18 protein-coding genes, 1 tRNA gene and 1 pseudogene are annotated in these 21,125 nt (G+C 58.0%); 10 read left to right on the forward strand and 10 right to left on the reverse strand.

What is annotated here, in order from left to right; translation table 11 throughout:
• Positions 1 to 40 precede the first annotated feature (40 nt).
• The 3 genes from Q9Q79_RS04520 to Q9Q79_RS04530 all read left to right on the forward strand — a co-directional run bounded on the left by Q9Q79_RS04520 (position 41) and on the right by Q9Q79_RS04530 (position 3,096).
• Positions 41 to 1,138, forward strand: coding sequence for an AAA family ATPase (locus Q9Q79_RS04520; protein WP_201861826.1), 1,098 nt, complete (start codon positions 41 to 43; stop codon positions 1,136 to 1,138).
• Between the two features lie 6 nt (positions 1,139 to 1,144).
• Entirely contained in the window at positions 1,145 to 2,449 is a 1,305-nt protein-coding gene (locus Q9Q79_RS04525; protein WP_201861827.1) for a restriction endonuclease, read from the forward strand.
• A 62-nt stretch (positions 2,450 to 2,511) separates the two neighbouring features.
• Complete coding sequence (locus Q9Q79_RS04530; protein WP_201861830.1) at positions 2,512 to 3,096, forward strand: hypothetical protein; 585 nt, start codon at positions 2,512 to 2,514, stop codon at positions 3,094 to 3,096.
• A 137-nt stretch (positions 3,097 to 3,233) separates the two neighbouring features.
• Here Q9Q79_RS04530 and Q9Q79_RS04535 read toward each other — a convergent pair whose 3' ends face one another.
• From Q9Q79_RS04535 to Q9Q79_RS04545, 3 genes are read right to left on the reverse strand one after another with little or no spacing between them, the layout of a single operon-like run.
• Positions 3,234 to 3,695 (reverse strand): hypothetical protein, encoded by a 462-nt coding sequence (locus Q9Q79_RS04535; protein ID WP_201861832.1) that lies wholly within the window; start codon positions 3,693 to 3,695, stop codon positions 3,234 to 3,236.
• Positions 3,696 to 3,702: 7 nt separating this feature from the next.
• Complete coding sequence (locus Q9Q79_RS04540; protein WP_185807127.1) at positions 3,703 to 4,023, reverse strand: hypothetical protein; 321 nt, start codon at positions 4,021 to 4,023, stop codon at positions 3,703 to 3,705.
• A gap of 31 nt (positions 4,024 to 4,054) precedes the next feature.
• Complete coding sequence (locus tag Q9Q79_RS04545) at positions 4,055 to 4,804, reverse strand: hypothetical protein (protein ID WP_201861833.1); 750 nt, start codon at positions 4,802 to 4,804, stop codon at positions 4,055 to 4,057.
• 112 nt (positions 4,805 to 4,916) lie between these two features.
• Here Q9Q79_RS04545 and Q9Q79_RS04550 point away from each other — a divergent pair, with 112 nt between their 5' ends.
• Positions 4,917 to 5,249, forward strand: a complete 333-nt coding sequence (locus Q9Q79_RS04550) for a helix-turn-helix transcriptional regulator (protein ID WP_201861835.1) — start codon at positions 4,917 to 4,919, stop codon at positions 5,247 to 5,249.
• Between the two features lie 84 nt (positions 5,250 to 5,333).
• Positions 5,334 to 6,311: a hypothetical protein gene (locus Q9Q79_RS04555; protein ID WP_201861841.1), complete on the forward strand. Its 978-nt coding sequence runs from the start codon at positions 5,334 to 5,336 to the stop codon at positions 6,309 to 6,311.
• A gap of 111 nt (positions 6,312 to 6,422) precedes the next feature.
• Here the strand turns inward: Q9Q79_RS04555 and Q9Q79_RS04560 are convergent.
• The 3 genes and pseudogenes from Q9Q79_RS04560 to Q9Q79_RS04570 form a co-directional block, all read right to left on the reverse strand.
• Positions 6,423 to 6,757 (reverse strand): annotated as a pseudogene (locus Q9Q79_RS04560) (integrase); the annotation flags it as partial.
• Between the two features lie 81 nt (positions 6,758 to 6,838).
• Positions 6,839 to 7,207 (reverse strand): H-NS histone family protein, encoded by a 369-nt coding sequence (locus tag Q9Q79_RS04565; protein WP_201861843.1) that lies wholly within the window; start codon positions 7,205 to 7,207, stop codon positions 6,839 to 6,841.
• An 81-nt stretch (positions 7,208 to 7,288) separates the two neighbouring features.
• A complete protein-coding gene (locus Q9Q79_RS04570) occupies positions 7,289 to 8,680 on the reverse strand; it encodes a site-specific integrase (RefSeq protein ID WP_201861845.1) in 1,392 nt (463 codons plus the stop codon).
• 946 nt (positions 8,681 to 9,626) lie between these two features.
• Between Q9Q79_RS04570 and Q9Q79_RS04575 the strand changes: the two genes are divergently transcribed.
• The 5 genes from Q9Q79_RS04575 (at position 9,627) to mobQ (ending at position 16,462) form a co-directional block, all read left to right on the forward strand.
• Positions 9,627 to 10,946, forward strand: coding sequence for an SIR2 family anti-phage-associated protein (locus Q9Q79_RS04575; RefSeq protein ID WP_236672426.1), 1,320 nt, complete (start codon positions 9,627 to 9,629; stop codon positions 10,944 to 10,946).
• A gap of 41 nt (positions 10,947 to 10,987) precedes the next feature.
• Positions 10,988 to 12,688 (forward strand): anti-phage-associated helicase HerA, encoded by a 1,701-nt coding sequence (gene herA, locus Q9Q79_RS04580; protein ID WP_286245406.1) that lies wholly within the window; start codon positions 10,988 to 10,990, stop codon positions 12,686 to 12,688.
• A gap of 194 nt (positions 12,689 to 12,882) precedes the next feature.
• Complete coding sequence (locus tag Q9Q79_RS04585) at positions 12,883 to 13,704, forward strand: hypothetical protein (RefSeq protein WP_201861848.1); 822 nt, start codon at positions 12,883 to 12,885, stop codon at positions 13,702 to 13,704.
• Between the two features lie 125 nt (positions 13,705 to 13,829).
• The gene (locus Q9Q79_RS04590) at positions 13,830 to 14,777 is read left to right on the forward strand and encodes a hypothetical protein (protein ID WP_201861849.1); all 948 of its coding nucleotides are present in this window, start codon (positions 13,830 to 13,832) and stop codon (positions 14,775 to 14,777) included.
• A gap of 143 nt (positions 14,778 to 14,920) precedes the next feature.
• Entirely contained in the window at positions 14,921 to 16,462 is a 1,542-nt protein-coding gene (gene mobQ / locus Q9Q79_RS04595) for a MobQ family relaxase (RefSeq protein WP_201861851.1), read from the forward strand.
• A gap of 511 nt (positions 16,463 to 16,973) precedes the next feature.
• Here the strand turns inward: mobQ and Q9Q79_RS04600 are convergent.
• From Q9Q79_RS04600 to Q9Q79_RS04615, 4 genes are all read right to left on the reverse strand, one after another.
• Positions 16,974 to 17,765: an NYN domain-containing protein gene (locus Q9Q79_RS04600; RefSeq protein ID WP_111103450.1), complete on the reverse strand. Its 792-nt coding sequence runs from the start codon at positions 17,763 to 17,765 to the stop codon at positions 16,974 to 16,976.
• A 10-nt stretch (positions 17,766 to 17,775) separates the two neighbouring features.
• The gene (locus tag Q9Q79_RS04605; protein ID WP_201861854.1) at positions 17,776 to 19,404 is read right to left on the reverse strand and encodes a restriction endonuclease; all 1,629 of its coding nucleotides are present in this window, start codon (positions 19,402 to 19,404) and stop codon (positions 17,776 to 17,778) included.
• 29 nt (positions 19,405 to 19,433) lie between these two features.
• The gene (locus Q9Q79_RS04610) at positions 19,434 to 20,936 is read right to left on the reverse strand and encodes a site-specific integrase (RefSeq protein ID WP_201861855.1); all 1,503 of its coding nucleotides are present in this window, start codon (positions 20,934 to 20,936) and stop codon (positions 19,434 to 19,436) included.
• An 84-nt stretch (positions 20,937 to 21,020) separates the two neighbouring features.
• Positions 21,021 to 21,113, reverse strand: a tRNA-Ser gene (locus tag Q9Q79_RS04615).
• Positions 21,114 to 21,125 lie beyond the last annotated feature (12 nt).

Raw genomic sequence — 21,125 nt, forward strand, 5'->3', positions numbered from 1 at the left:
TACGGATTCTTCGATTTGCAAACTGGACGGATGCATTGCCATGTCTGATTCCGCATCTGTCGCCGTGCGCGAAGTTCTAAATCTCCTGGCTTCATCGAAGAATGTCTTGCTTTCGGGCCCTCCCGGCGTTGGCAAGACGCGACTGCTTTCGGAGATTGCCGCAGCGTTTCAGGCGGGCAGTCTAGGTTCACAGGGCACGCCGACGCTAAGTCATGGCGATGATGTGGCCATCCAAGATGCAGAGGAGGCGAAGGTCTTCCGAACGGTTTTCCATCAAAACTCGAAATACCGGGACTTTGTAACTGGGCTTGCTCCAGCTGTCGGTGAGGGCAAGGCCGGTCAGTTCACTATTGTAGAAGGCACGCTATTCCGAGCAGCGCAACATGCGCGCCAAGAAGGGTGCGCCTCTCTTTTGGTCATCGATGAAATCAACCGAGGCCCCGCCGTGCAGGTCTTTGGTGGCTCCATGGTGGCGATCGAGGCGGACAAGCGCCTCAGTCCTGATGGAAGTCCTCACGGGCTCACGCAGTTCTTTGAAGTGATGATGCCTCCGACGGGTCTCATTGAGGAGTATGCACTGCCAGACCGTCTCTTCATTCTGGCGGTTCAGAACCAGGCAGACAGCTCAGTGGAGCCCATTGATGTTGCTTTCCTCCGTCGGTTTGAGCCGTACCGGCTCAATCCGGATGAAGCGGTCTTAAGAAGCCACTTTCAGATTGAAGGGGGCCATAAGCGGGAGCTTCCCGAGGAGCCCAGCGTCGTGGCCGACCTTGCCGAGGCAAGTGCCCGGGCATGGGCGGCGGTCAACGAGAGGATAGCCATAGGGCGTGGAAGGGACTTTCAGGTGGGGCATGGCGTATTGATGCAGGATTGGTCAGCATCCCTTTTACTCGAAGAGGCGACAATGCTGCTGGCTAAGGGGTGGGACAAGGTGGTGGCCCATGTCACAGAGGTCTTCTATGGGGACCTCCGTAGCGTGGCTATTGCCTTGAACGCCACCGAGTTCGCCAACGAGGAGTCACCATTGAAGCTTGTTGAGCACACGTTCGGCACCGAGCTTCGATACGCTTTGGAAGGGGAGAGCCAGTGGACACGCAAGGCTTTGTATAAGGGCCTCCGAAGCATTGCTGGAAAGTAGCTCTAGATGGCCCGCTTCTCCGTCGTAGAGTATGGGCAGCCGGTAAACCTTCTTCCGTCCCTCGCAGCGTCAATGGGGAAGGGGACGGCTGAGGCTGCCCGGCACATCGCCGATGCCGGCGCACGAATTGCGCGTCAGGTTGGGCTCAAGAAGTCGCCGATTGAGGTGAGCGGGCCGTTGGTATCTTCCAGTAAGGTCGCGGGCCTTCTTCATTTGGGGCGATCCTGCGAGCTCGAGATCGCGCCCAAGTTTCTGGGGGAACACGCTGACGGTGCTGGATGGCAGGAGGATTTTTTCTTTCTTGCCATGCTCTCCAAGCATGGACACGTGCTCGCCTCTGATCGCATACGGGCCGACACCGATGTGGACAGCGATCTTGACTCGTTGTTGGCTCGGGCGATCACTGAGATGTATTGGGAGCATCACCACCGCCCAATCAGATCCTACAAAAGATCCATCGATCACGATTTCTTTCTCGACGGTGACGTAGACCCATTTGATTTACGCATTCCAGGAGCGGCTGGATATCCGCAGGAGGTCATCCGATACAGCAGGGCCAACCGCCACAATGCCATCATTTCTGCTGCTGCCGGGGTTGCACGTAGGCACGTCCGAAACCCGGCCGCGAGCGCTGATCTGTCCAGAGTGAGATCACATTTGGGAGTTCAGCCTCGCCTCCCTCGTGGACATTTGCTTCACCAGGTGGTCCCCGGTCGGTCGCGGCGTTGGCAGGCATTGATGGATCTTTCGGTGGATGTGGTGAACGGCTTTGGCATGGGGTTCAATGAAGGCGAGGCTAGGGCTCCTGGGTTCGTCATGGGGACGTGGCAGCTATGGCAGGATCTCGTCACCATTGCCCTTCGCCTTGGCTTTGGCGCAGGCAACGTGCTGGCGGAACCGCCTCTGGAACTGGGGATGAGACATTATCCCTACGGCAAAATGGGCAAGCTTAATGTCAGGCCGGATACATCCATTTTTTCAGATGGACGCCGGTTCCATGTGGATGCGAAATACAAAGGCCGAGTTGACCGTGGTCGTGAGCGCGCCGCCGAGTCAGACATCTATGAGTCCATGGCCTTTTCTATGGCGAGCAAAGGGCTCCCTGTGATACTTGCTTACCCGCGGCTCGCGTCATCGCCCGTTGTTCCTCTGGGAAGGATTGAAGTGCTGGAGCAGGTTCAGATATCCGGCTGCGGGCCAATCTTGGCGGTGTCTATTGAGGTCCGTGGCATATCGGGCCGCCGAGCGTTAGCCAGCTTTGTCCAAGAAATTAGGCAGGGTCTGGAAAAGTTGCCTGAGCTCTTGAAATAGGGATCGAATGTCAGCTATGGATGTCCTGTAGGAAGTTCAATCCAGACCATCAGGAGGGTCTCATGGCAGCAGTGACAGCGGCAGGTATCTACGGAAATCCGGAGCGCATTCTCTTTAAAACGGTGCCGGACGGTGACTGGAGAAAGTTTGTGGGCCAGTCTAACGATGATCCAAGTGCTGGAGGCGGGGCTCGGGATCTTCGATTTAACGGATTTAAGGATTTTGAAGCGATAGCGAGAGCATTTTTCCCTCTTCCGAACCCGGTCCTACGGAACAGAAATGGGGTTGCAACGACCGTTAATGCGTATTCAGGGAAGTTGATGCACGGCTTTGGAGTGCCGCAGTTTGATGACGCATCGTTCGAGCCTCCTACCACCGCGCGAGACCTGGAATGGAGATTTGTGCGCGTCGCAAGTCAAGCCTCACTCACTAATGCTCAGCCATCGGCGGTGAACGGAGACAAGGACATCATTGTTCTCGTTCAAGAAAAAGTCGGAGAAATCGTAGCCGTTTTCACCACGGTCAATACGCTGCCAGCACACAGCATTTCTACGTTTATCTCGGCAGCCTGCGCGGCTCCGAGGCACCCTAACTATTCAGCTGCCGGCTTCTGGGACTTGGTGACGGGCCATCAGGAGCACAACTGACGGTTTCTCGACGTTGCCCGCAGAGGAGGCATCAAAAGTGTCTCCTCTGCCGCCTTCCGGTTTTCGCGTCGGGCCATCAGCGGCCCGACGACGAACACGCAAGGTCCGATGGGAAGCTGGAGCAGCCCGAAGCAAGGCTATGCCGATGCCGTTGACCGGACCATGCTGTAAACAACCCCGCCCAACACCGGAACCACCACGTGCGCTGGCACAAGCGCTAGGACGAGCATGCTGAAGAACGCTCTGCTTTGCTCAGGATGTGGAAGCAGGTCAGCAAAACCCATCCCCAAGAAAGCTGCCACGTGGGTGGCCGTCACGATCGCCCAGGTCACGAAGAAGCCTTTCCAGAACAAGCTTCGCTTCGGCGAGGGTGAGGAGTACGGTTGCCGTTGGGCCTCTTCCTGACGCCGGTAGGCCCGGGCGTTGATCCAGTAGAGAAAACCCAAGACGGCCCAGATTGCCAAGCCGCCCGCGATAGCGAGCCAGCCCAGCGGGGCGCCCTGCTGCTGGGCCTCAAGGCCGCCGGCTACAAAGAGCAGGCCGGCGCCTCCCAGCAGGACCGTCGCGCAACCGACATGGGCGTAAGAACGCGTGGTCATGGTGGCCTCAGAGCTTGTGAGCGGTCCATTCGCCGGATGCTTTCGAAAAGCGAACCGGCTGGACGAACGGCCGCGCCTGGGCGACGCCACCGATGTCGAGGACGACCGAGCCGCCCACGTCGCAAATCACTCCCTCGGCCGTTTCCGATTTCTTGCAGCCGCTCAGGCTGAAGTCCCGATACTCCTTCACCCAAACTTGGCTGCCGAGCACGCGCTCAAACTCGGCGGTGATAGCTTTCTTGGCCTGATCATCGGAGGGTTTGCTGCCGCAGGCCGTCAGCGCCAAAGCGGCGGTCAAGCTGAAAGCGATGTTCCTGATCGTGTTCATGAGGGTCTCTTCCTGGTTGAGGATTGGGGTCTTACTTGTCGCGGTTGCCGGCCGGATCAAACCCGGCGATCCACATGCGGGTGTCGCGGAAGGGCGTGAGCATTCCCGAGGGGCCGGGATACAGGTCGTCCGCCCGCAGGAAACCGGAAACCCAAGCGGCGCTGAGGGCCACCTTTCGGGCCTGCCAAGCGACCCCCTCGCGGGTCGTTCGCACGTTGAAGGGCTCGCGGGGCGGGGTAGGACCAGTGGTCCGGTCGTCCCCCGTGTTCGGCTTCCCGGGCCGAACCCTCAGGCCCACCATCAGGTCCGTGGTGGCCTTGGCTCGAGCGTTGCTGTTGAGCTCCGCTTCTTCCCCCAGGTCGTCCCGGATGGTCAGCGGGGCATCCGCACATGCCCGGAAGATCTCAGTGGTGGAGGCGGTAGCGCTGGTCCAGATCCGGGCTTCCACGGTCCAACAGGGCAAGCTTGCGCCCCATTCCTTGAAGGTCAGCGCGACCCGCGGCCAATCCAGACGGCCCTGCTGGGCACTCTGGTGGTTCTCGTTCTTGAACAGACCGTTGATGCGGCCAGCACCACTGATCGGCGTGTAAAGGGGACCCGCGGCCATGGCGGCCCCGGCTGCCGGCTTGGCCCCAAGTGCTTGCTGGCCAGCGTCTTTCAGGCTCTTCCCCAACTGCCGGAAAAAGCCGGACTTCGGTTCATCGGGTTGTTGGGCCAGGGCGGGGAAGCTGGCGATGGCCAGTGCGAGGAGCGCGACGGCTCCCTGTCGTGCGTGCTGCATGGGTAAGCCCCTGTAGACCACCGACGCGGTGGCATTTACGATAATCGCAGATGTGCAATCCGGTTCCAACCGTCAGACTTGGAGGGAGTTCAGCTGTGGTGCAAGATTCCGGATGCCCCAACCCAAGACGCCCGCAACGATCTATGGCAAGCGCCTGCGCGGTGCGCGGATCGCCATGGGCTGGACCCAGGCAGAACTTGCCGAGCGCATTGGAATGGTTGACTCGGTGTCAGGAGCAACTCGCGTGAGCCGCTATGAGACGGGGCAGCATGACCCGGATCCTGCAACTGCCGAGGCCCTTGCTAAAGCTCTTGACCTACCGGTTGCTTATTTCCACGCAACTTCAGATCTAATGGCAGAAATCATTTTGGTGGTGAGTAGGATGCCCGCCAATAGACAAAAGAAAGCTCTCAGGCTTTTAAAGAATCTACCTCCTGATCCGTAGTTCGATATTGGGTTCAATCGCTAGGTTTTTTATGAGTAAGTGGTAATCTGAATGGCGTAAAAAATTAATGGAGATTGTCTCGATATGGAAGCTTTAGAGGTGTGGTGGAGGTGGATCAAGAATGTTGTAATCAATCACTGGGTGTGGATTGCTTCAATCGTTGCGACCACTGGTCTTGCTCTTTCGCCACTGATCGCTGATCAGGATATTCGAAAAGTCATTGTCACAATTGGCTCTGTTGTCTTGGCTTCTGGCATAGCTGGTGCTGTTATCCGGTCCAGCACATTTACTGATATGTTCATTGCGAGAATTGTCGATGTTTTTTATGAAGGAAAGCACCTTCGTTCTCGAAAGGATATGAAGGAAATATGCACCAGAACTCTTAATGCTTTGCTTGAGTCAGAGTCTCCTGCTCTCCGAGGGGCCGTCGGAAGCGAATTGCTGAATGGATATCTTGACTTTAAATTGGGATATATCTATCGAGATTTCTCAGTCCAAATTGAGGTCAAAGGACTGGACCGAGATACTGGAGTCATGGAGATTCTGGAGACTACTACAGCGATAATTGTTCCGAACCCAGGCGTCGCCCAGATTACTTTGCATTGGGCTTGGTTCTCATTGGGCCATACTTCGGCTAAAGCTGATCTTCTGACAATATCTATTGATGGCGATAAGATAGATCTTGCTAAGCTCCATGAAAATGAACAGGCGATTGACAATAGAGGTTTTTCGTATCGGCACGCGCTTAAAAATACTTCAACCGAAAGCGAGGATAATGGGATTGTCTACGTTAAGCGCGCAAAAAAGTTTATTGACTTGCGCCAAGACCCTGTAACAATCTACAAGTTCCGTGCTCCTTGTCTTGGCATGTCCGTGACGTTGCTGGATTTCCCAGAAAGCGACCTTGAGTGTGATGTTCAGGCCTTTGGGCTTCCAGAAGAGTTCCGTCCTGACCGTAGCAAGGAAGACCTCCAGGGGCACTGGAGAAATCAAAAATACTCGCGGTTGATTTTTCCTAAGCAGGGTGTTATGCTCCAGTGGAACGTCCTCAGAAAGGAGTGAGTCCAATGAAAGCGATTGATCTGAACTGAGACCTCAGAATTTGGTTGTTTCAATGCCAATGCCCCCCAAAAAGGGGGCATTGGTCTTATCGTTTCTAGAATAATCGTGGATCTAGGGGTAAAACCTGTTCGGATCCGTCAAGCAATTGACAAACTTCCCCCCCCCCTCTGGTAGCGCGGCAATTCTACGTTGGGCTGATGTGACTCCAGAGCGCTGATCTGCTTGCTCCGGGTCACCTGCGGCTTTTGCAGGTAGTGCTTGCGCAACACTTGGGCCTGATCCCTCGGATCAGTGCTATGGCTGGTGAGCAGTGCAATCTCCTTCGCTGGAACGTTGCTGACATTCGGTTCGTTGGCCAGCGCGTGGCGGAAGGCATGGAGCCCAATTCCTTTGGCGAACCCTAGGGTCTTCAATTAGCGGCCAAAGTCCACCACGAACCATTGACTCGCGGCCATTAGGCAAGTGTTAGCCCAGCGCACCGTCAGCGCCCGAAGAGCGCTGGCATGGTTCACGATCCCTATTGTTAGCTAGATCAGAAAATCGGTGGGTGACTTCCCGGCTTGGACCAGCGCCGCCATCCACTTAGGCTGCCTTCCACGCCCAGTCCAGGTCTCTTCGGGATTCGCCGGATTGCGATACTTCGGAGCCACCTTGCCCAGTTTGCGAGCCGAAGGGCTTTTCCGGACCTTTGTCTTCTTGGACTTGCTGGGCACTGCCGCACTAGGAACTCCATAGAGCTCCTCGATTGTGTAGCCATGATCCTTGACGTATTTGTTGATCTTGGCACGCATAGCAGCAGCCTTAGGGCGTGTCAGGATCTTGGTCTGCTGCTTCTCTGCGGTGCTGATCAAAGAGCGCAGCTCCTTGACCGACAATCCCGTCAAATCGATAGGCACTAGAGAGTTCCTCAAATTGGACAGCCGTTAGCCTAGTGTGGAACGAGCATGATTGCCACACGCGGGGTGGCCGGGTGCCTATTATGGGTAGAACTTTCTGGGGTCGGAAAGCTGTGCTGCGAACTGACCTCGTTCATACTTGGGCAGTTCAACGCTAGGTTGATAACGCTTGATGGTGCGAACCTTCTTCTTTTGAGCCAACGCTGGTTTTTTGTGGAAGTAGGCCTCGTGCAAGACGGCGACACGCTTGTTGGGCGAGTGCCCGGTGATCAGTGCGATGACCTCTTCCGGGATATCCTGGTGATGAAGTTCAGTGGCGATGGTGTGCCGGAATGCATGGAACCCAACCCCCTTTCTGAAGCCCAGACGTTTCATGTAGGTGCTGAACTGGTTGAGGGCCGCTTGGCTGTAGCGTGCGTTTGAGTCGCCCGTTTTGCGGTTGACGCCTGCCGAGAGGTGAGGGAAAAGCCGAGGGTGGCCGCATTGTCGAATGTCTTCCACGAAGTCCAGGAAGCCAGCGTCAATGAGTTGCTGTGCGATGGGCACGTCCCGGATGGCGGATCTGCCTTTCAAGCGTTGCCGGCTTCTGCCTCGGCTTTTATGCGCCAAGTCCGGATCGATCGTGACTCGAATACGGAGCCACCACATGCCCGCCTCCTGAACGATGTCCGCAACCTTCAACTGCGCGACTTCGTTGATGCGTGCTCCCGTGTAGAGTCCGATCATGGGCATCCACCAGCGGTGGGGATGGCTCTTTGCCCATGGAACAAAGGTCTCCGGTGCGAAGATTTTCTGCAGGTCTGATTCGTCGAACAGGCGCTCTGCCTTGTCTGCGTCTTCGGCCAAGTCTTCCTTGAACTTCTTGAAGGGCGCCATGGGGGAGGCGGGAATCGCATTGGCCTCGACTAGCCCTTTGAAAAAGGTGGAAAGAAAGCGGCGATGCTTCTCAAGCGTCTTGGGTGCCAGCGGAGGAACGGCCAGTTCCTTGCCCAGCGCGACTGCCTGGTCATACGTGTAGCCGCGATACTTCGGGTCTGAGAGAAGCAATGGCGGAGCCCACCGCAGCAGCTCCCATAGGCGATAGATATGGGCATGGTCGATGCGAGAGACGGGGATGTCGCCACACGCCATCTTGAGCAAGGTAAGTGTGCGGAACGTGGAGCCTGTCGTGTCCTTCGCCAAGCCTCGGTCATCGCGGGACCTAACGTAATCGGCAATCTCGACTGAAAGAAGGCGAGGGGCGGATGCGACAGGCAGCGGGACAGGATATTGGGTGCAGCCATTGGCCCGGCGGCTGCGGCGTTGGCGGTCATCGGCCCGGTCAAGCATTTCTTGAGCGTGAATGGCAGCCTCTCGGCCGGTGATGTTCAATTCCTCGATGCGAAGATTGCCTACCTGGATGCCCTTGAGTTGGAGCGTGCCTATGGGGTGGAGCAGGTATTGGTGGAGGTGTTCTAAAGCGGGGAGGGGCATTGCTTGGCTTCCATCGGAACGATGGAAGTACCAATAAAACAGGTCCCAAAATGGTCAATACAAAATCGGGATAAATCTGAACGCCGTAAGTGTTGTGCAATGCGACGACCAACTCAAGGAAGTGTCACGTTTGTACTGGGCTGGTTTGCGCTGCCATAATGAGTAAAAACAATGAGTTGGCGATTGATTCACCCGAAAGCTCAAGAGTCATTTTGGTACTGTTTAATTCATTTAAGCTAACCAGTTGCATCTCGATAAATGAATTGTAGTTAAATGATGCATGTTTGTTGTTAGTTTGGTTGTGAGTTTTTCAAGGGCTCTGCCTGCCACAACATGGTGATGAGGAGAGACGGCATGGCGTAGAGCGAGCAGATGGGCTCGAAAGCAGCGAAGCCCTCTAGTGACGTTTTGCGTGAGGGTCGAACTGGAAGTAAGTCGAAGACGGGGGCGGGCTCCGCCCTCAGCCAAGCCCCCGATAAAGGCAAGAAGGGCAAGAGGTGAGTTCTAGGGAAGCCAGCGTCGCAGGGGGCTGGCTTCCCTAGAACTATAGCCCCTACGTGAGGCCATTGAGCTAAGCTCTGGCAAGGCAAGGCAAGGCAAGGCAAGGCAAGGCAAGGCAAGGCAAGGCAAGGCAAGGCAAGGCAAGGCAAGGCAAGGCAAGGCAAGGCAAGGCAAGGCAAGGCAAGGCAAGGCAATGGAGAGCAAGTGACCATCTTCCGGGTATACGACATCGTATGGGACGTGGATGGGGCGTCGTTGGCGCTTCCCTCCTAAGTCGAGATCGCTTACGCAGACAGAGACTTCTTGCTGGACGCTCTATCCGACGCCTACGGGGTGGCTGGTCAAGGCCTTTAAAATGGCTCGGCCTACAGGTGGCGGGAGACCGGCTGAACACTGCGCTCAAATACCAGGGCTCACCTGTGCGCAGGGCAGGACAACTACATGGATGAAACAGGGGCTTGTTATGAGTATTACGGCGTATCGCGGCGGCAAGCCGATTACGGAAGAGCTTGAGCTGCAGGCGTATCTCGCATCTCTTTTACGACTGGAGAACGTGGGTCTGCTGCTGGGTGCAGGGGCGTCCTGCTCAGCGGGGGGCCAGACGATGAGGATGCTGTGGAGCAGATTCCTGGTAGGCAGTTCGGTTGAGGCAGACTGGCTTTTGTCCCAGGGGTTCATCACGGATGACGAAAAGAGATTGCCATTACCGCCGCTTCCGCCCCCGGCGCCAGGAGTTCCGGTTGTTCCGACCAATCCATTTATCCAGACCCCTGTAGCCAGCTTGCCCAACTTCGAAGTCCTTCTGGACAGGCTTGAGATCGCCATCCTGGAATGGGAGCGGCAAGGCAGTTCGGAACTCGTTCAGGCACATAAGGTAAGGTCGGCCCTGTTTAGAGCCGTCGTCAATGCAGCGACGCTGAAGGACGATTGGTGGAAATCTCCTTTGGGTGCGGACTTGGCTGACGAGCTGTCGGCCCACCGCTCAATCCTCCAAAAGCTCACTGCCGCCCGACAGCCTGGCCAGCCAGCGCCCTGGGTCTTTACGACCAACTATGACTTGGCCATCGAATGGGCGGCGGAGTCGGTGGATCTTCAGGTCATCAATGGCTTCTTGGGCGTGCACAGCCGCCGTTTCTCACCCCAGAGCTTCGACCTCGGGTTCCGCAATGCCCATGCTAAGGGGGAAGCTCGTTTCGGCGTCTACAACATCTACTTGGCTAAGCTGCATGGATCGCTGACCTGGAAAGAGGTTGACCACGGCTTGTATGAGGTGCCGGCATCTGAGGCTTGGCGCGATATCGATGAGTTCTTGACCGGGTTCGCAGACAAGCTCAGCTACTTGGTCCTTCCGCGCGCAGCCAAGTATCTTCAGACCGTCGGCTATGTAATGGGCGAACTGCTGCGACGATTCGCGGAGTTCATGTCTCGACCGCAGACTGCTCTCATCATCAGTGGCTATGGCTTCGGCGATGAACACATCAACCGACTTATCCGGTCCGCTTTGCTCAATCCCACGCTCCAAGTGGTCGTGTATCTGCCGGAGTTCAAGGGAGACCCCGCAGCGACGGACCTTCCGAAAACCGTGCGAAGACTCCTTGCTCTTCAGACGCCGCGCCTGACCATCGTTGGTGGGGGAAGTAGGGCCTTCACCAGCGCATTGGCAAATGATCTTCCGGACCCAGGGGTCTACGATCAGGAGCTGGCAGATCTGCGCAGGCGACTGATGCCTGAGAAGCCGGACGAAACCGAGGAAGCCGCGCCATGAGGAGCCGCCAAGCCATAGGTTATGTTGTCCAAATCGACGGCGTGGATATCACGCTGAACCTGATGGACGTCCATAGGGGGCAGTTGGCTGCTCACGTGCATGGCGTCTCGGTCGTCACTGAAGTCGGCAGCCTTCTAGGGATTGAATCCGGTGGGCGCCTGCTGGTGATGAAGGTTCAATCCCTGTCGTTCGCCGAGCCTAAAGAGGTTCACCGGTTCGGACTTTCAGGAACTTCGGTTTCCTCCGAGCCCCTGCGACATCTAACGGGGCTGGTGATTGGTCGGCTGCGCCGTGAGGCCGGACGGTTGGTGTTCGTTTCGGATTCGCTTTCCTCGCCGGCGTTGGGGGCTGAGGCCTTTCCGCTCACCCATGACGAGCTCTCATCGATTCTTGGCGGTTCGGTTGCTACACCGGCAGACATCCACTTGGGTGATGACCTCCGAGGCGGTGGTCGTCTGACCGTCGACCTACAGAGCCTAGTCTCTAGGCATGTGGCGGTCCTTGGCAGCTCAGGGCAAGGCAAGAGCTGCTTCACTGCTGCGGTGCTCCAGCAGGTCGCGAAGATGCCTAAGGCACGTGTCGTCATCTTCGATATCAACGGTGAATACGAAGACGCCTTCCCTGCGGATAACTATCCTCCGAACGCCATCAAGGTGACTCGTATCGGTGGGTCGGATTCGGACAGCTACCGCATCCCTTACTACGCACTGGGGCGTCTTGGCCTGCAACGTCTATTGTTGCCAAGTGACAAGACGCAACGGCCCGCACTGACCTTTGCCTTGGATCACCTCAACCAAGTGAAATGGTTCCCGGGAGCCGGTGGCGTGGGCCTAGCGGTAGACACGCAAGCGTCGCTGTTCGACGACTGTAGAAGTGATCGCGTCTTTGAGGCCCAAGCCATCATCAACAGCTTGCGGGCGGGAACAGCGCCATTGGCCACGTCATGGCCTCCCATGCTGGCACTCGGTCCTTTGATTGCGGATAGCCACGCCATTGCCCCAGCAAGGGGCTCGTTCGAACGAAATGCCTGGAACTACGGCAACATTGCACCTCTCATTACACGAATTGCCCGCTTCACTGACGATGAAATGTTCAAAGACGTCGTTAACGTGGACGGCGGTTTGGGCAGGGGGGGACCGCTCAGTTGGCGAGATGAGTCTAGGGCCGTCGTGGAACGGCTGTTTGGCGGGGACGAAGTGGAGTGGCGGGTGCACATCGTTGACCTCCGTCGGGTATCGCACGATCTCACTCCGTTTGTATTGGGGGCTGTCTTGGAGCTCTATGCATTTGAGCTCTTTAGTCGTGGCCAAGAGAACAAACGAGAGACCCTGTTGGTGCTGGAGGAGGCGCATCACTACCTACGCCAGATGGGGGTCGGCGATGAAGCCGTGAACAATGCCTTGGCCTACGAGCGCTTAGCCAAAGAGGGGCGTAAGTTCGGACTGGCGCTCTGGTTGAGCACCCAACGGCCATCGGAAATCTCCCCCACTGTTCTTTCGCAATGCAACACCTGGGTGTCGTTCCGGCTGTCGTCGGAGAAGGACCTTTCGGCCATTCAGTCTGCCAGTGAGTGGGCCGACAAACGGGAAGTCCGGCGCATTGCTGGTCTAGCCCGTCAGAACGCCTTGGCCTTTGGTGGCAGCCTACAGATGGCCACCCTGATCAAGGCTCCGACTGCGGACCCGCTGCCTCGATCGGAAGACGGGCGCTTCAACCAGTGGGCTTGTAGGGTTGACGAATGATGCAACCGCGATCTGGGCGGCTTAAGTTGCCGAGTGGCTTGGAGATAGCGCCTTATGAGGGCATAAAGGATTGCTAAAGCGGGCCGATAGATATGCTATCTGCTACCTTTGTGCGGGCCTGTCCTGCCTTTCTCAAGTTTACGTAGAAGGATTGCATGAGCTTTTGATTGCCCGAAACACCATGGAGAAGAAGAATGGAAGTGATGAGCAGGGACGATTGGGATGTGTTGTGTGCGCAAGTAACTGAGGAGATGACTTCACACGTCAAGCGCTTTGCAGTTCCGCTGACTATGAGTGAGGAACACGGGTCAGGAGTTGCGTGGGGATCGGGCACCTACATCTCGCTGGGCCGGGATACTTGGATCCTGACCGCTGAGCATGTCTTAAGCAATGTTCCAGAAGGGGGGCGTCTTGCCCATCTCCCTAAAGATGGGGGGGACTACAATGCAGCGTTCGGAAGGCCAGAAGTCGCCGGATGGCCTGTAGATGCGGCAGCCCTTCCGATCTACCCAGATCCGCAATTTTTGCCTGAAGCGGCTAGGGTCACGTCATCCATTGCTGAAAGCTACTCGCCGGTCGATGAGGAGCTCCTGTTCTTCTATGGTTTTCCTGGGTATACGGTAGAGCGAAACGATCCACGTCAGAAAGACAAGCTGATTGTGTCTCGATTCAACCATCTGACGGTTTCGGGCAAACCGATGCTCTCGCAAGCTATCGGTCCAGAGGTGAGTCTGGCTGCATCCAACTTTGATCCCAACGCCCACGTTGCTGTTCACTATCCATTCGCTGCACAGCGCGCTAAGGACGGGGTCGTAGTGCCGGTACCGAATGCTGCTGGCATGAGTGGAAGCGCTCTTTGGGATACCAAGTTTGTTGACTGTGTTAACAAGGGAATTTCTTGGACTCCAGAGTATGCTGAGATCTGTGGAGTCGTTTGGGCCGTGCTCGACAATCCGGAGGTCATCTTTGCCACTAAGATCGAAAACGTCCGTGCGGGGTTGCCAGAGGTCTTCTAGGCTCTGATGACCCGGGTGCGTGTGGTTCTAGACTCTGATTTCAGTGCGCTGTTATCACGGTCGCGTGTCTCGCTGTTTCAATGATTAGAATGTTTCTTTCGTTCGAAGGAATATGGGTGATATAGATGGAAGAAGTTGCTAATGGAGTAGGTTTCAAGGATCGTCCGATTGTGCCTTTAGACGTCACTATGGTGGTGTTGGACACTTCTGCGGTGCGACAACTAATTCATGAGCCGGGCGTTACCTGGGATGCATGTTTCAAAAGAATGTCGGAAGACGGATACTCGTTTAGCTTGGCTGAAGTAGCGGCATTCGAGCTCACTTCTCAGGTTCAACGAGGATCCATTTCTATCGAGGATCATTTGACCCTGATGGAAAGGCTGACCTCGTTCCTCAATCCCGAAGCGCCCGTGCTTCCTTCATACTGCGATGTGATGGGAATGATCGGGGCTGGGGAGTTCAATGAGCTCGAAACACGCATCTTGATTGCGACGGCGTGGAGCATGTTGAATGCAGACTTCTCCTCTCAGGACTACGCCCCCGTCCTGACGGACGAGATGCGAGAAGAAGAGGTGGACGAATGGGCTGGCTTCCTTAAAGACGTGATGGAGCATGTATGGTGCTCGGGACTTGATGTTTCCCAGGCAACTCCGGAAGTAGCAGCAGAGGCTCTTGCTGTTGCCGCTGCGGATTCGCTGGACAGGACGGGCCCCGTAGTTCCGGGGATGAGTGTTCGGCAGCACCTTGAGGTCAGGTATCGCTTCAGGCAGGCGGCTCGCAGTAGGTTGGACGAGAGGCCCTACAACCCCGCTTCTGCCAAGAAAAAGAACGACGCCATGGACCTGAGTATGTATTCGTATTTAACCCTTCCAGCGTTCGTCGTCACCAGGGATAATGGGTTTATGTCTAAGCTCGCTAGCATTGAGAGCTTTCAGCGTGACTGGTTTAAGTTGCCGGAGGAGTTGGCTGACAGTTGGAGGCGAGGTGAGCGTCCCACGCCGCAATGGCCAGCCACAGAGTGGATTGAGAAAGAGAAGGAACGGACTTTGCTGGATTTTTTGGTCCCAAGGTAATCGTGCACTGAGGAGCAAGAGCGCACTTAGGCGTTCCTGCGGAACGCGTGCGCCAAGGGCTTCGCCCCTGGGACCCCAAGCCTCTGCGAGGCTTGCCAAAAGCAAAAGCTGGTTCATAAAGACTCCTGTTTTCAGGAGTTTTTATGGCTATCTTCCACACCTCAATCAAGACCTTCAGCCGCGGCCGCGGGCAGTCGGCCGTCGCTGCGGCGGCCTACCGGGGCGGGCTGCTGCTCATGGACTTGCTCACCGGGCAGCAGCATGACTACCGCCGCCGCAGCGGCGTCGTTGAAAGCTTCTGCCTCGCCCCGCCTGACGCTCCCGCGTGGGCCTTGGACCCCCGCGAGCTCTGGGCGGTCGCAGAAGCCGCCGAGCGACGAAAGGACTCGACCGTAGCGAGGGAATTTGAAGTGTCCTTGCCTCACGAGTTGTCGGAAGAACAGCGGGCGCACTTGGCGTTTGTCATCGCCGACGCGCTGGTCGATCGTTATGGGTTCGCTGTGCAGGCCAGCATCCATTCGCCTGGGACGCCTGATGGGCTCAACCACCATGTCCATATCCTGGCCACCACGCGCCGCCTCGGACCTGAGGGCTTTGGGGACAAAACCCGGGAGCTGGACGTGGGGCCGTCTGGCAAGGTGCAGGTGCAGTGGATTCGGGAGATGGTCGCGGCGACCACAAATGCCCATTTGGAAGCGGCCGGCCATACCAGCACCATCGACCACCGAAGTCTGGCCGAACAGGCACGGTCTGCGATGGAGCGAGGCGACGACTTGGCGGCAGCGGCGCTCTCGCGTGAACCGACTCAGCACCTTGGCAAGCATGCCGCTGCCCTAGCTGGGAAGGGTGTGGCGACCGACAAGGCAAGCACGAACGACCGGATCGCCGAAGACAATCGGGAGCACTATGACTTCCTCGTGCGCAAAGCCGGGCTGGAAGGAAAGCCCGCCCCAGTGCCTGGCCAAGAGGCCGCAAAGCGAAGTGGGCGAGTGCTCAATGCGGAAACCGCAGGGCTACCTGGGGGGCTGGAGATGCGAGGCGTATCCGGGGTCAGGCTGCACAACCTGCTCCTTTCATCTCACGGGCATACGCCGGAACCGACGCCCATCAGCCTTGCCGAAAAGATTCTCAATGCTCTGCGCGACGTGGAAGAGATTTCCCGGGCTAGGGCAGACTTGGCCATGGAAAAGATTCGCGATGCCTTGAGGTGGGCTCAGCGGCAGCTTTCCTCTCAAGGAGAAACCAGCGAGCTTCGGCAGTGGGTCACCAGAGCTTCGCTCCAGGTTCGTGCCCTTAAGTCCCTCATCATCAGCCGGGCTCGCAGGCTGCTTAACGTGAAGAGTGCAACCAGGCTGCGTCACATGGCCGAGCAGGAGTGGGAACGGTTCAACGCCGATTGTCCGCCGGGGTCGACCAGATACTCGAGGTCGGAGTGGACCCTGCGCCGAGGGCGGCGGCTTTCGGTTCTCGAGAAACATACAGCCGAGCTGAAGGCGGCTCAGGAGCGGGCATCGGAGGGAGAGCTGAATGCCATCGATGCTGAGATCCTTACCAAGGCTGAACTGCTCGCAGCGTTGCCCCATCCCTCACAGGCTGTCGCTCCTACGCTCGCTGAGCCGAAGCAGGTGGCCTCGAGCGTCTTGGGTTCCGTCCCGTCGGTCCCCCGAGGGCCAACGTTCCACTGACCCTGTAAAAAACAAGCCCCGCGAATGCGGGGCTACTGTTCAATGGGGGCCGGTGCCCACCGATGGTTTTCGAGCCGGCAGTGGTTTCGCTGGCGGAAGGCCGCGAGACGCACGCCAAGCATCGGGTGAAGGGAAGCTCATCGGCACTTGGCTGCGGTCCACGCTCGCCGCTTGCGATACAGTGCTTCTCGTAGGAGCGTAGGCAAGGGGCTGACCTCCATGGCCTCCCTGCGATTCGGCGAATCGACGCAACAGTAATCTTGCGACATCCAGCGCATGTTGAACATCCAACTCACGCTCAGCAGCGTTGCGGGTGTTGTTTTCAGGCAACAAGGCTTGAAGAACCTGGCTGGCGATACGAAGTTCGACGTTTGCTGGCATTTGTAATTCATCTGGTGAAGGTTCTTCACATCGAACCACCCAGACGGAAATGCGCAAGCGGATGATGACGCACCGCGTCACACATTTGCTGTTTGTATGCCTTGCCTTAAGCGTCGAGAGTTGCTGCGTTTCAGTCTTGTCTTGCTGGGCTGCTTTCCGGCGCGAGACTGACGGTCCACTGGCCTCCTTCCTGCCGACGTAGGGTCAGCAGGTCATAGGTCTTCAGCATGCTGAGTAGGCCCGAATGCCCATAGGCATTGGGAGAGAAGGACGGGTCTGTTCGTTTGAGATATTGGCCCAACGGGCCTAGTCCCACCTCGCCCTCTGAGGTATCTCCAGCCAGCAGCGTGACCGCCTCCACCACGAACTTGGGACGGCGCTTGGGAAGGGGCTTAGTGTCGACTGCCGCGGGCTCAACTTTGTTGCCCTCCGCTTTGGCCGGTGATGCATTGGGTCGGTCTTCGCAGGTCTCGGCGACTGCTTTGCGCTCCCATTCGAAGAACTGATCGCAAGCGTTTCGCAGGGCCGCTGGCGTCTTGGGCTCGCCGACGATACAGACAGTCGCTCCGCGCTCCCGCAGCTTTCGACAGAGGTAAGCGAAATCGGAGTCACTGGTCACCAGGCAGAAGGTGTCGGCGCGGTGATCGAACAACGCCTCTTGAGCATCGAGAGCCAGGGCGATGTCGGAAGTGTTTTTTCCAGAGGCGTATTGGTATTGGAGGCAAGGGGTAAACGCCTGTTGGACGAGCACTTCCTGCCAGCGGTTGGCCAACGTGGCGTGGTTTCCATACCCGCGCCGCAGCACCACGCGCCCGAACTGGGCCACCATCAGCAGGGCGTGCTCCACGATCTCGGGACTGACGTTGTCGCAATCGACCAAAACGGCCACTTTGGTGTCGTGAGGGACTGATCCGTTAGCCATGTTCTTGTCCTTAAGCTGCGATGCGTGCATCCAAGCCGGCGTGTTCCCTCAGCAAATAGAGCAGACCACCCCCGTCGATCAGCTCAATGGGCTTGTCTTTGGCAAAGTTGAAGGCTTCGGTGCCGTAGCCGCTGGTGCAAACCAAGATGCCCTTGCTGGCACCTTCGTTGAGCATGGTCCCGTAAAGATCGCGAACCGCGCTGACCCCTACGGTGTCCCGATAGCGCTTGGCCTGTATGACGACCTTCCCGCCCAAGACGGGCCGGGTGTCAAAGGCCACCGCATCGACTCCGCCATCGCGGGAGCTCCGGGTCAGTTTCGTGTCCAGCCCCATCCGGCTGAACAGGTTGGAGACGAGTGCTTCGAACTCGCTGGGGGTCAGATCCAGAAGGTTGGGGCGCGATTCAAGTCCTGAGAGCACGTCCGATTGCGCGATGAAGCGCTTGTCGACCATGTTGAATTCGACGATTGGTTTGATGGCCTGCAATTCATCGGGCCTGTTTGACACTTGAGCACCCAGGCTGCGCAGGCATGCGACTTTCTCCACGCGTTCGAGCCGCAGCTGAAGGAAGGCGGCCTTCATTGCGCGGACGGACACCACCGGCACCCGAACCTCTTGGCCGGTGGTGGGATCGTGGGTGTCCACCACGCCATTGAAGGTCACCAGCGCCAAGGCGTTTGCTTGATCGGCCTCAAAGGCTTCGTGCAAAGTCCTCAGCGCGATTGAGGCAATGATGTCTTGGTAGAGCGATTTGATGTCGCTGGCCTTGCGCGCCTTGGAGTCGATCGCATCGCGTGTTTTGACGTAGCGATAATCGGCTTCGGTGGGAACGACGCCCACCTCGGGGAGGTCATACTCAATGACCAGTTCTTTGGATGCCTCGGCATAGGCCAGCTTGAACGCCTGAGGGAAGCCCTCGGAGGGGTATTCGGAGCGCGTGAGCACCATGTCGTTGTAGGCCACGACGGCATCAGGCTCGTGAGCCAGGTAGGCGCTCTGAAACTCATCTACTTCAGCGTTTCGGCGACCAACGTCAGCCTCATAGAGCGTGCGTTCGGTCTCGTGTTGGGCCCGTAGATCGGCCAGCCGTTGCTTCTTTTGCGCTTCCGCTCGATGGAACTGTTCGAGAACCTGCTGGTGGGCTTGATGGGCCGCCGCCTGGGCTGCCAAGTGCCGCTTTGCAGCCCCGGGCCAAAAGCGCGCGAAGCCGGTGGGACCCGGAACCTCGACCTCGACCGGCGCCAACCCCGGAACCAAGTCCTTGGGCACCTTGAAGCCGGGATAGGGATCGGTGTGACGCAGGCTGTCGAAGCTGATGGTGTCGTTCACCGACAGGGTGTGAAGGAGCAGGCCCTCCAGTTCCTCCAGCCGGTCTTTGAGCTCGGCGTTGAGGTCGTCTGCTTCCGCCTGGCGATCTTGGAGGTATTCGGCTTTGGCCAAGCGCGCAGCTTCCTTCTCCTGCTTCTCCAGGGCGCGCAGCTCCCGCATCTGTTGCGCAGCAGCCATGCGCTCATGGCGCTCCAACTGCCTCAGTTGCGTCGCTTGCATTCGCTGCTGGCGCTTGTTTTCGCGCTGCGCTGCCGCCGCTGCCCGGCCGGCCGCCCGCAGAAACCCTTCTAGGCCGCTCCGTCGTCCCATATATCCCCCTGATGTCGAATATCTAAAGACTAACCTGTCGACGTCCTTCTAACGCGCTTTCTGGGCGTTTGGTCGTTTAAAAGGGCGCGCAGCGCAGGCAGGTTCAAGCCAAAATCCAGCACCGCCAATCCCGGGGTGTTCTTTCCAGGCCCATGCAGCTTCTCGTGGGCGGTGAATTCGCGGCTATACGTCGCGTGGTGCTCGTCGTCCAACTCGTGTCCCACCACCTGGGCTCGGAGCTCGGACGGTACGCCCGCTCCTTGAAGCGACTGAATGACGGTTTTCCGGAGCGAATGGAAGCCGCGCTTGCCGGGCGTCCAGTTCTTGCCCACGGCTTCCAGGTGGCGGCCGAACGCTTTGGTGATCCAATTTCCGGCACCGTTCTTGGCATCCGGTTTGGCGGCCGGGAACAGCCGCTTTGCCTCTGCCGCCCTTAACCCCTCAACCCATTCCTTAAACCCGAGGGTCAGCAGATCAGGGTGAACAGGGACGGTTCGGATGCTGGCATCGGATTTGAGCTTCTGATGCTCCCCTTCGTCGGACATGTGGATGCAGAGCAATCCCGCCTGCTCGGTGACATCGCTGGGAAGCAGTTGGCCCACCTCGGCGGCGCGAGCGCCGGTGTAAAGACCGATGACCGCGGCCCATCGGGCGGAAAGCGCCAGTCGCTCGAAGGCGGCTGGCGCAAAGAGGGCTTGGACTTGGTGGGTGTCGTAAGGCTTGAAGCCGAACTTTCGCCGAGCTCGCTTCTCTCGGATGGAGTAGCTGACATGCCCAGCGGCAACATTGTCGCCCCTCGGGTAGTAGCCCGAGGCCATGGCCCACTCGAAGAAGCCGCCCTTGCCGCCAATGTAAGACTGCTTGTTGGTCAGGGTGGGGGTTGAGGCGCCCTCTTCGCGCATGTGCTGATACCAACGGGCCAAGTCCGTGCGCGTCAGCGTGTGGAGCTTGGTCTTGCTCCCGAGAAAGCCGACCAGAGACACGATGGCCGTGCGCTTGATCGTCCAGGTCTTGGGCAGCGTGTTGCCCTTGAGCGTGGCCAGCCAAGCATCGCAGGCGTCTTCGAGGGTGATGGGGGTCAGTTTGGACTTCGGGACTGGCGCCGGGGCGGGGGAGGGGGCGCCGTTGACGGCGTCCAGCAACGGGTCTGCGCCCTGGCGTTGCATCTTCTGGAAAAGCCGCAGGTCTTCCTCGTTGTCGATCTGCCAGCGCTCGGTGACCGTGCCATCGGCGGCGCGGGACCGGTGAAGGATCAATTCCTTCAGATTGTCGGATTGGGTCAGGCGGGCGATCAGTTCATCCGCCTCGCGCTTGCTCAGCTTGTCCACGCGTTGCTCCCTCAACACATCGAAGGCCTGAGCATAGCCCGCAGCCAGGGCCAGCGCGCGCAGCCTGGCCGTGGGCAGGTCGCGGGTGCGCAGCGTGCGCTTCAAGACGCGTCGGCCAACCACGCCTTGAAGGTCGGTAGGGACGCGTTGCCGGAAAGCCCAGAGGCCGGTGGGAGAGCGGGTGAGGTGATGGGGGATGCGCATCGAGAGATGTGTCCCGATTTGTGTCCCGCCGAAGGTCACCCCAGAAAAGCGAAAACCCCTGCGTAAACAGGGGTTTGCGTAATCTGGCGGAGAGAGGGGGATTCGAACCCCCGAAGCGCGGTTTAGACGCTTACACACTTTCCAGGCGTGCTCCTTCAACCACTCGGACACCTCTCCGGATCCCTGCCA

Source organism: Stenotrophomonas sp. a6 (assembly GCF_030913325.1).
GTDB lineage: Bacteria > Pseudomonadota > Gammaproteobacteria > Xanthomonadales > Xanthomonadaceae > Stenotrophomonas > Stenotrophomonas maltophilia.

Coding starts and splice junctions, on each gene's coding strand:
- Q9Q79_RS04520 (WP_201861826.1), top strand. CDS start 41: ATGTCTGATTCCGCATCTGTCGCCGTGCGCGAAGTTCTAAATCTCCTG.
- Q9Q79_RS04540 (WP_185807127.1), bottom strand. CDS start 4,023: ATGAACACGATCAGGAACATCGCTTTCAGCTTGACCGCCGCTTTGGCG.
- Q9Q79_RS04610 (WP_201861855.1), bottom strand. CDS start 20,936: ATGCGCATCCCCCATCACCTCACCCGCTCTCCCACCGGCCTCTGGGCT.
- Q9Q79_RS04530 (WP_201861830.1), top strand. CDS start 2,512: ATGGCAGCAGTGACAGCGGCAGGTATCTACGGAAATCCGGAGCGCATT.
- Q9Q79_RS04535 (WP_201861832.1), bottom strand. CDS start 3,695: ATGACCACGCGTTCTTACGCCCATGTCGGTTGCGCGACGGTCCTGCTG.
- Q9Q79_RS04550 (WP_201861835.1), top strand. CDS start 4,917: ATGCCCCAACCCAAGACGCCCGCAACGATCTATGGCAAGCGCCTGCGC.
- Q9Q79_RS04600 (WP_111103450.1), bottom strand. CDS start 17,765: ATGGCTAACGGATCAGTCCCTCACGACACCAAAGTGGCCGTTTTGGTC.
- Q9Q79_RS04545 (WP_201861833.1), bottom strand. CDS start 4,804: ATGCAGCACGCACGACAGGGAGCCGTCGCGCTCCTCGCACTGGCCATC.
- Q9Q79_RS04525 (WP_201861827.1), top strand. CDS start 1,145: ATGGCCCGCTTCTCCGTCGTAGAGTATGGGCAGCCGGTAAACCTTCTT.
- Q9Q79_RS04575 (WP_236672426.1), top strand. CDS start 9,627: ATGAAACAGGGGCTTGTTATGAGTATTACGGCGTATCGCGGCGGCAAG.
- Q9Q79_RS04555 (WP_201861841.1), top strand. CDS start 5,334: ATGGAAGCTTTAGAGGTGTGGTGGAGGTGGATCAAGAATGTTGTAATC.
- Q9Q79_RS04570 (WP_201861845.1), bottom strand. CDS start 8,680: ATGCCCCTCCCCGCTTTAGAACACCTCCACCAATACCTGCTCCACCCC.
- Q9Q79_RS04590 (WP_201861849.1), top strand. CDS start 13,830: ATGGAAGAAGTTGCTAATGGAGTAGGTTTCAAGGATCGTCCGATTGTG.
- mobQ (WP_201861851.1), top strand. CDS start 14,921: ATGGCTATCTTCCACACCTCAATCAAGACCTTCAGCCGCGGCCGCGGG.
- Q9Q79_RS04605 (WP_201861854.1), bottom strand. CDS start 19,404: ATGGGACGACGGAGCGGCCTAGAAGGGTTTCTGCGGGCGGCCGGCCGG.
- Q9Q79_RS04585 (WP_201861848.1), top strand. CDS start 12,883: ATGGAAGTGATGAGCAGGGACGATTGGGATGTGTTGTGTGCGCAAGTA.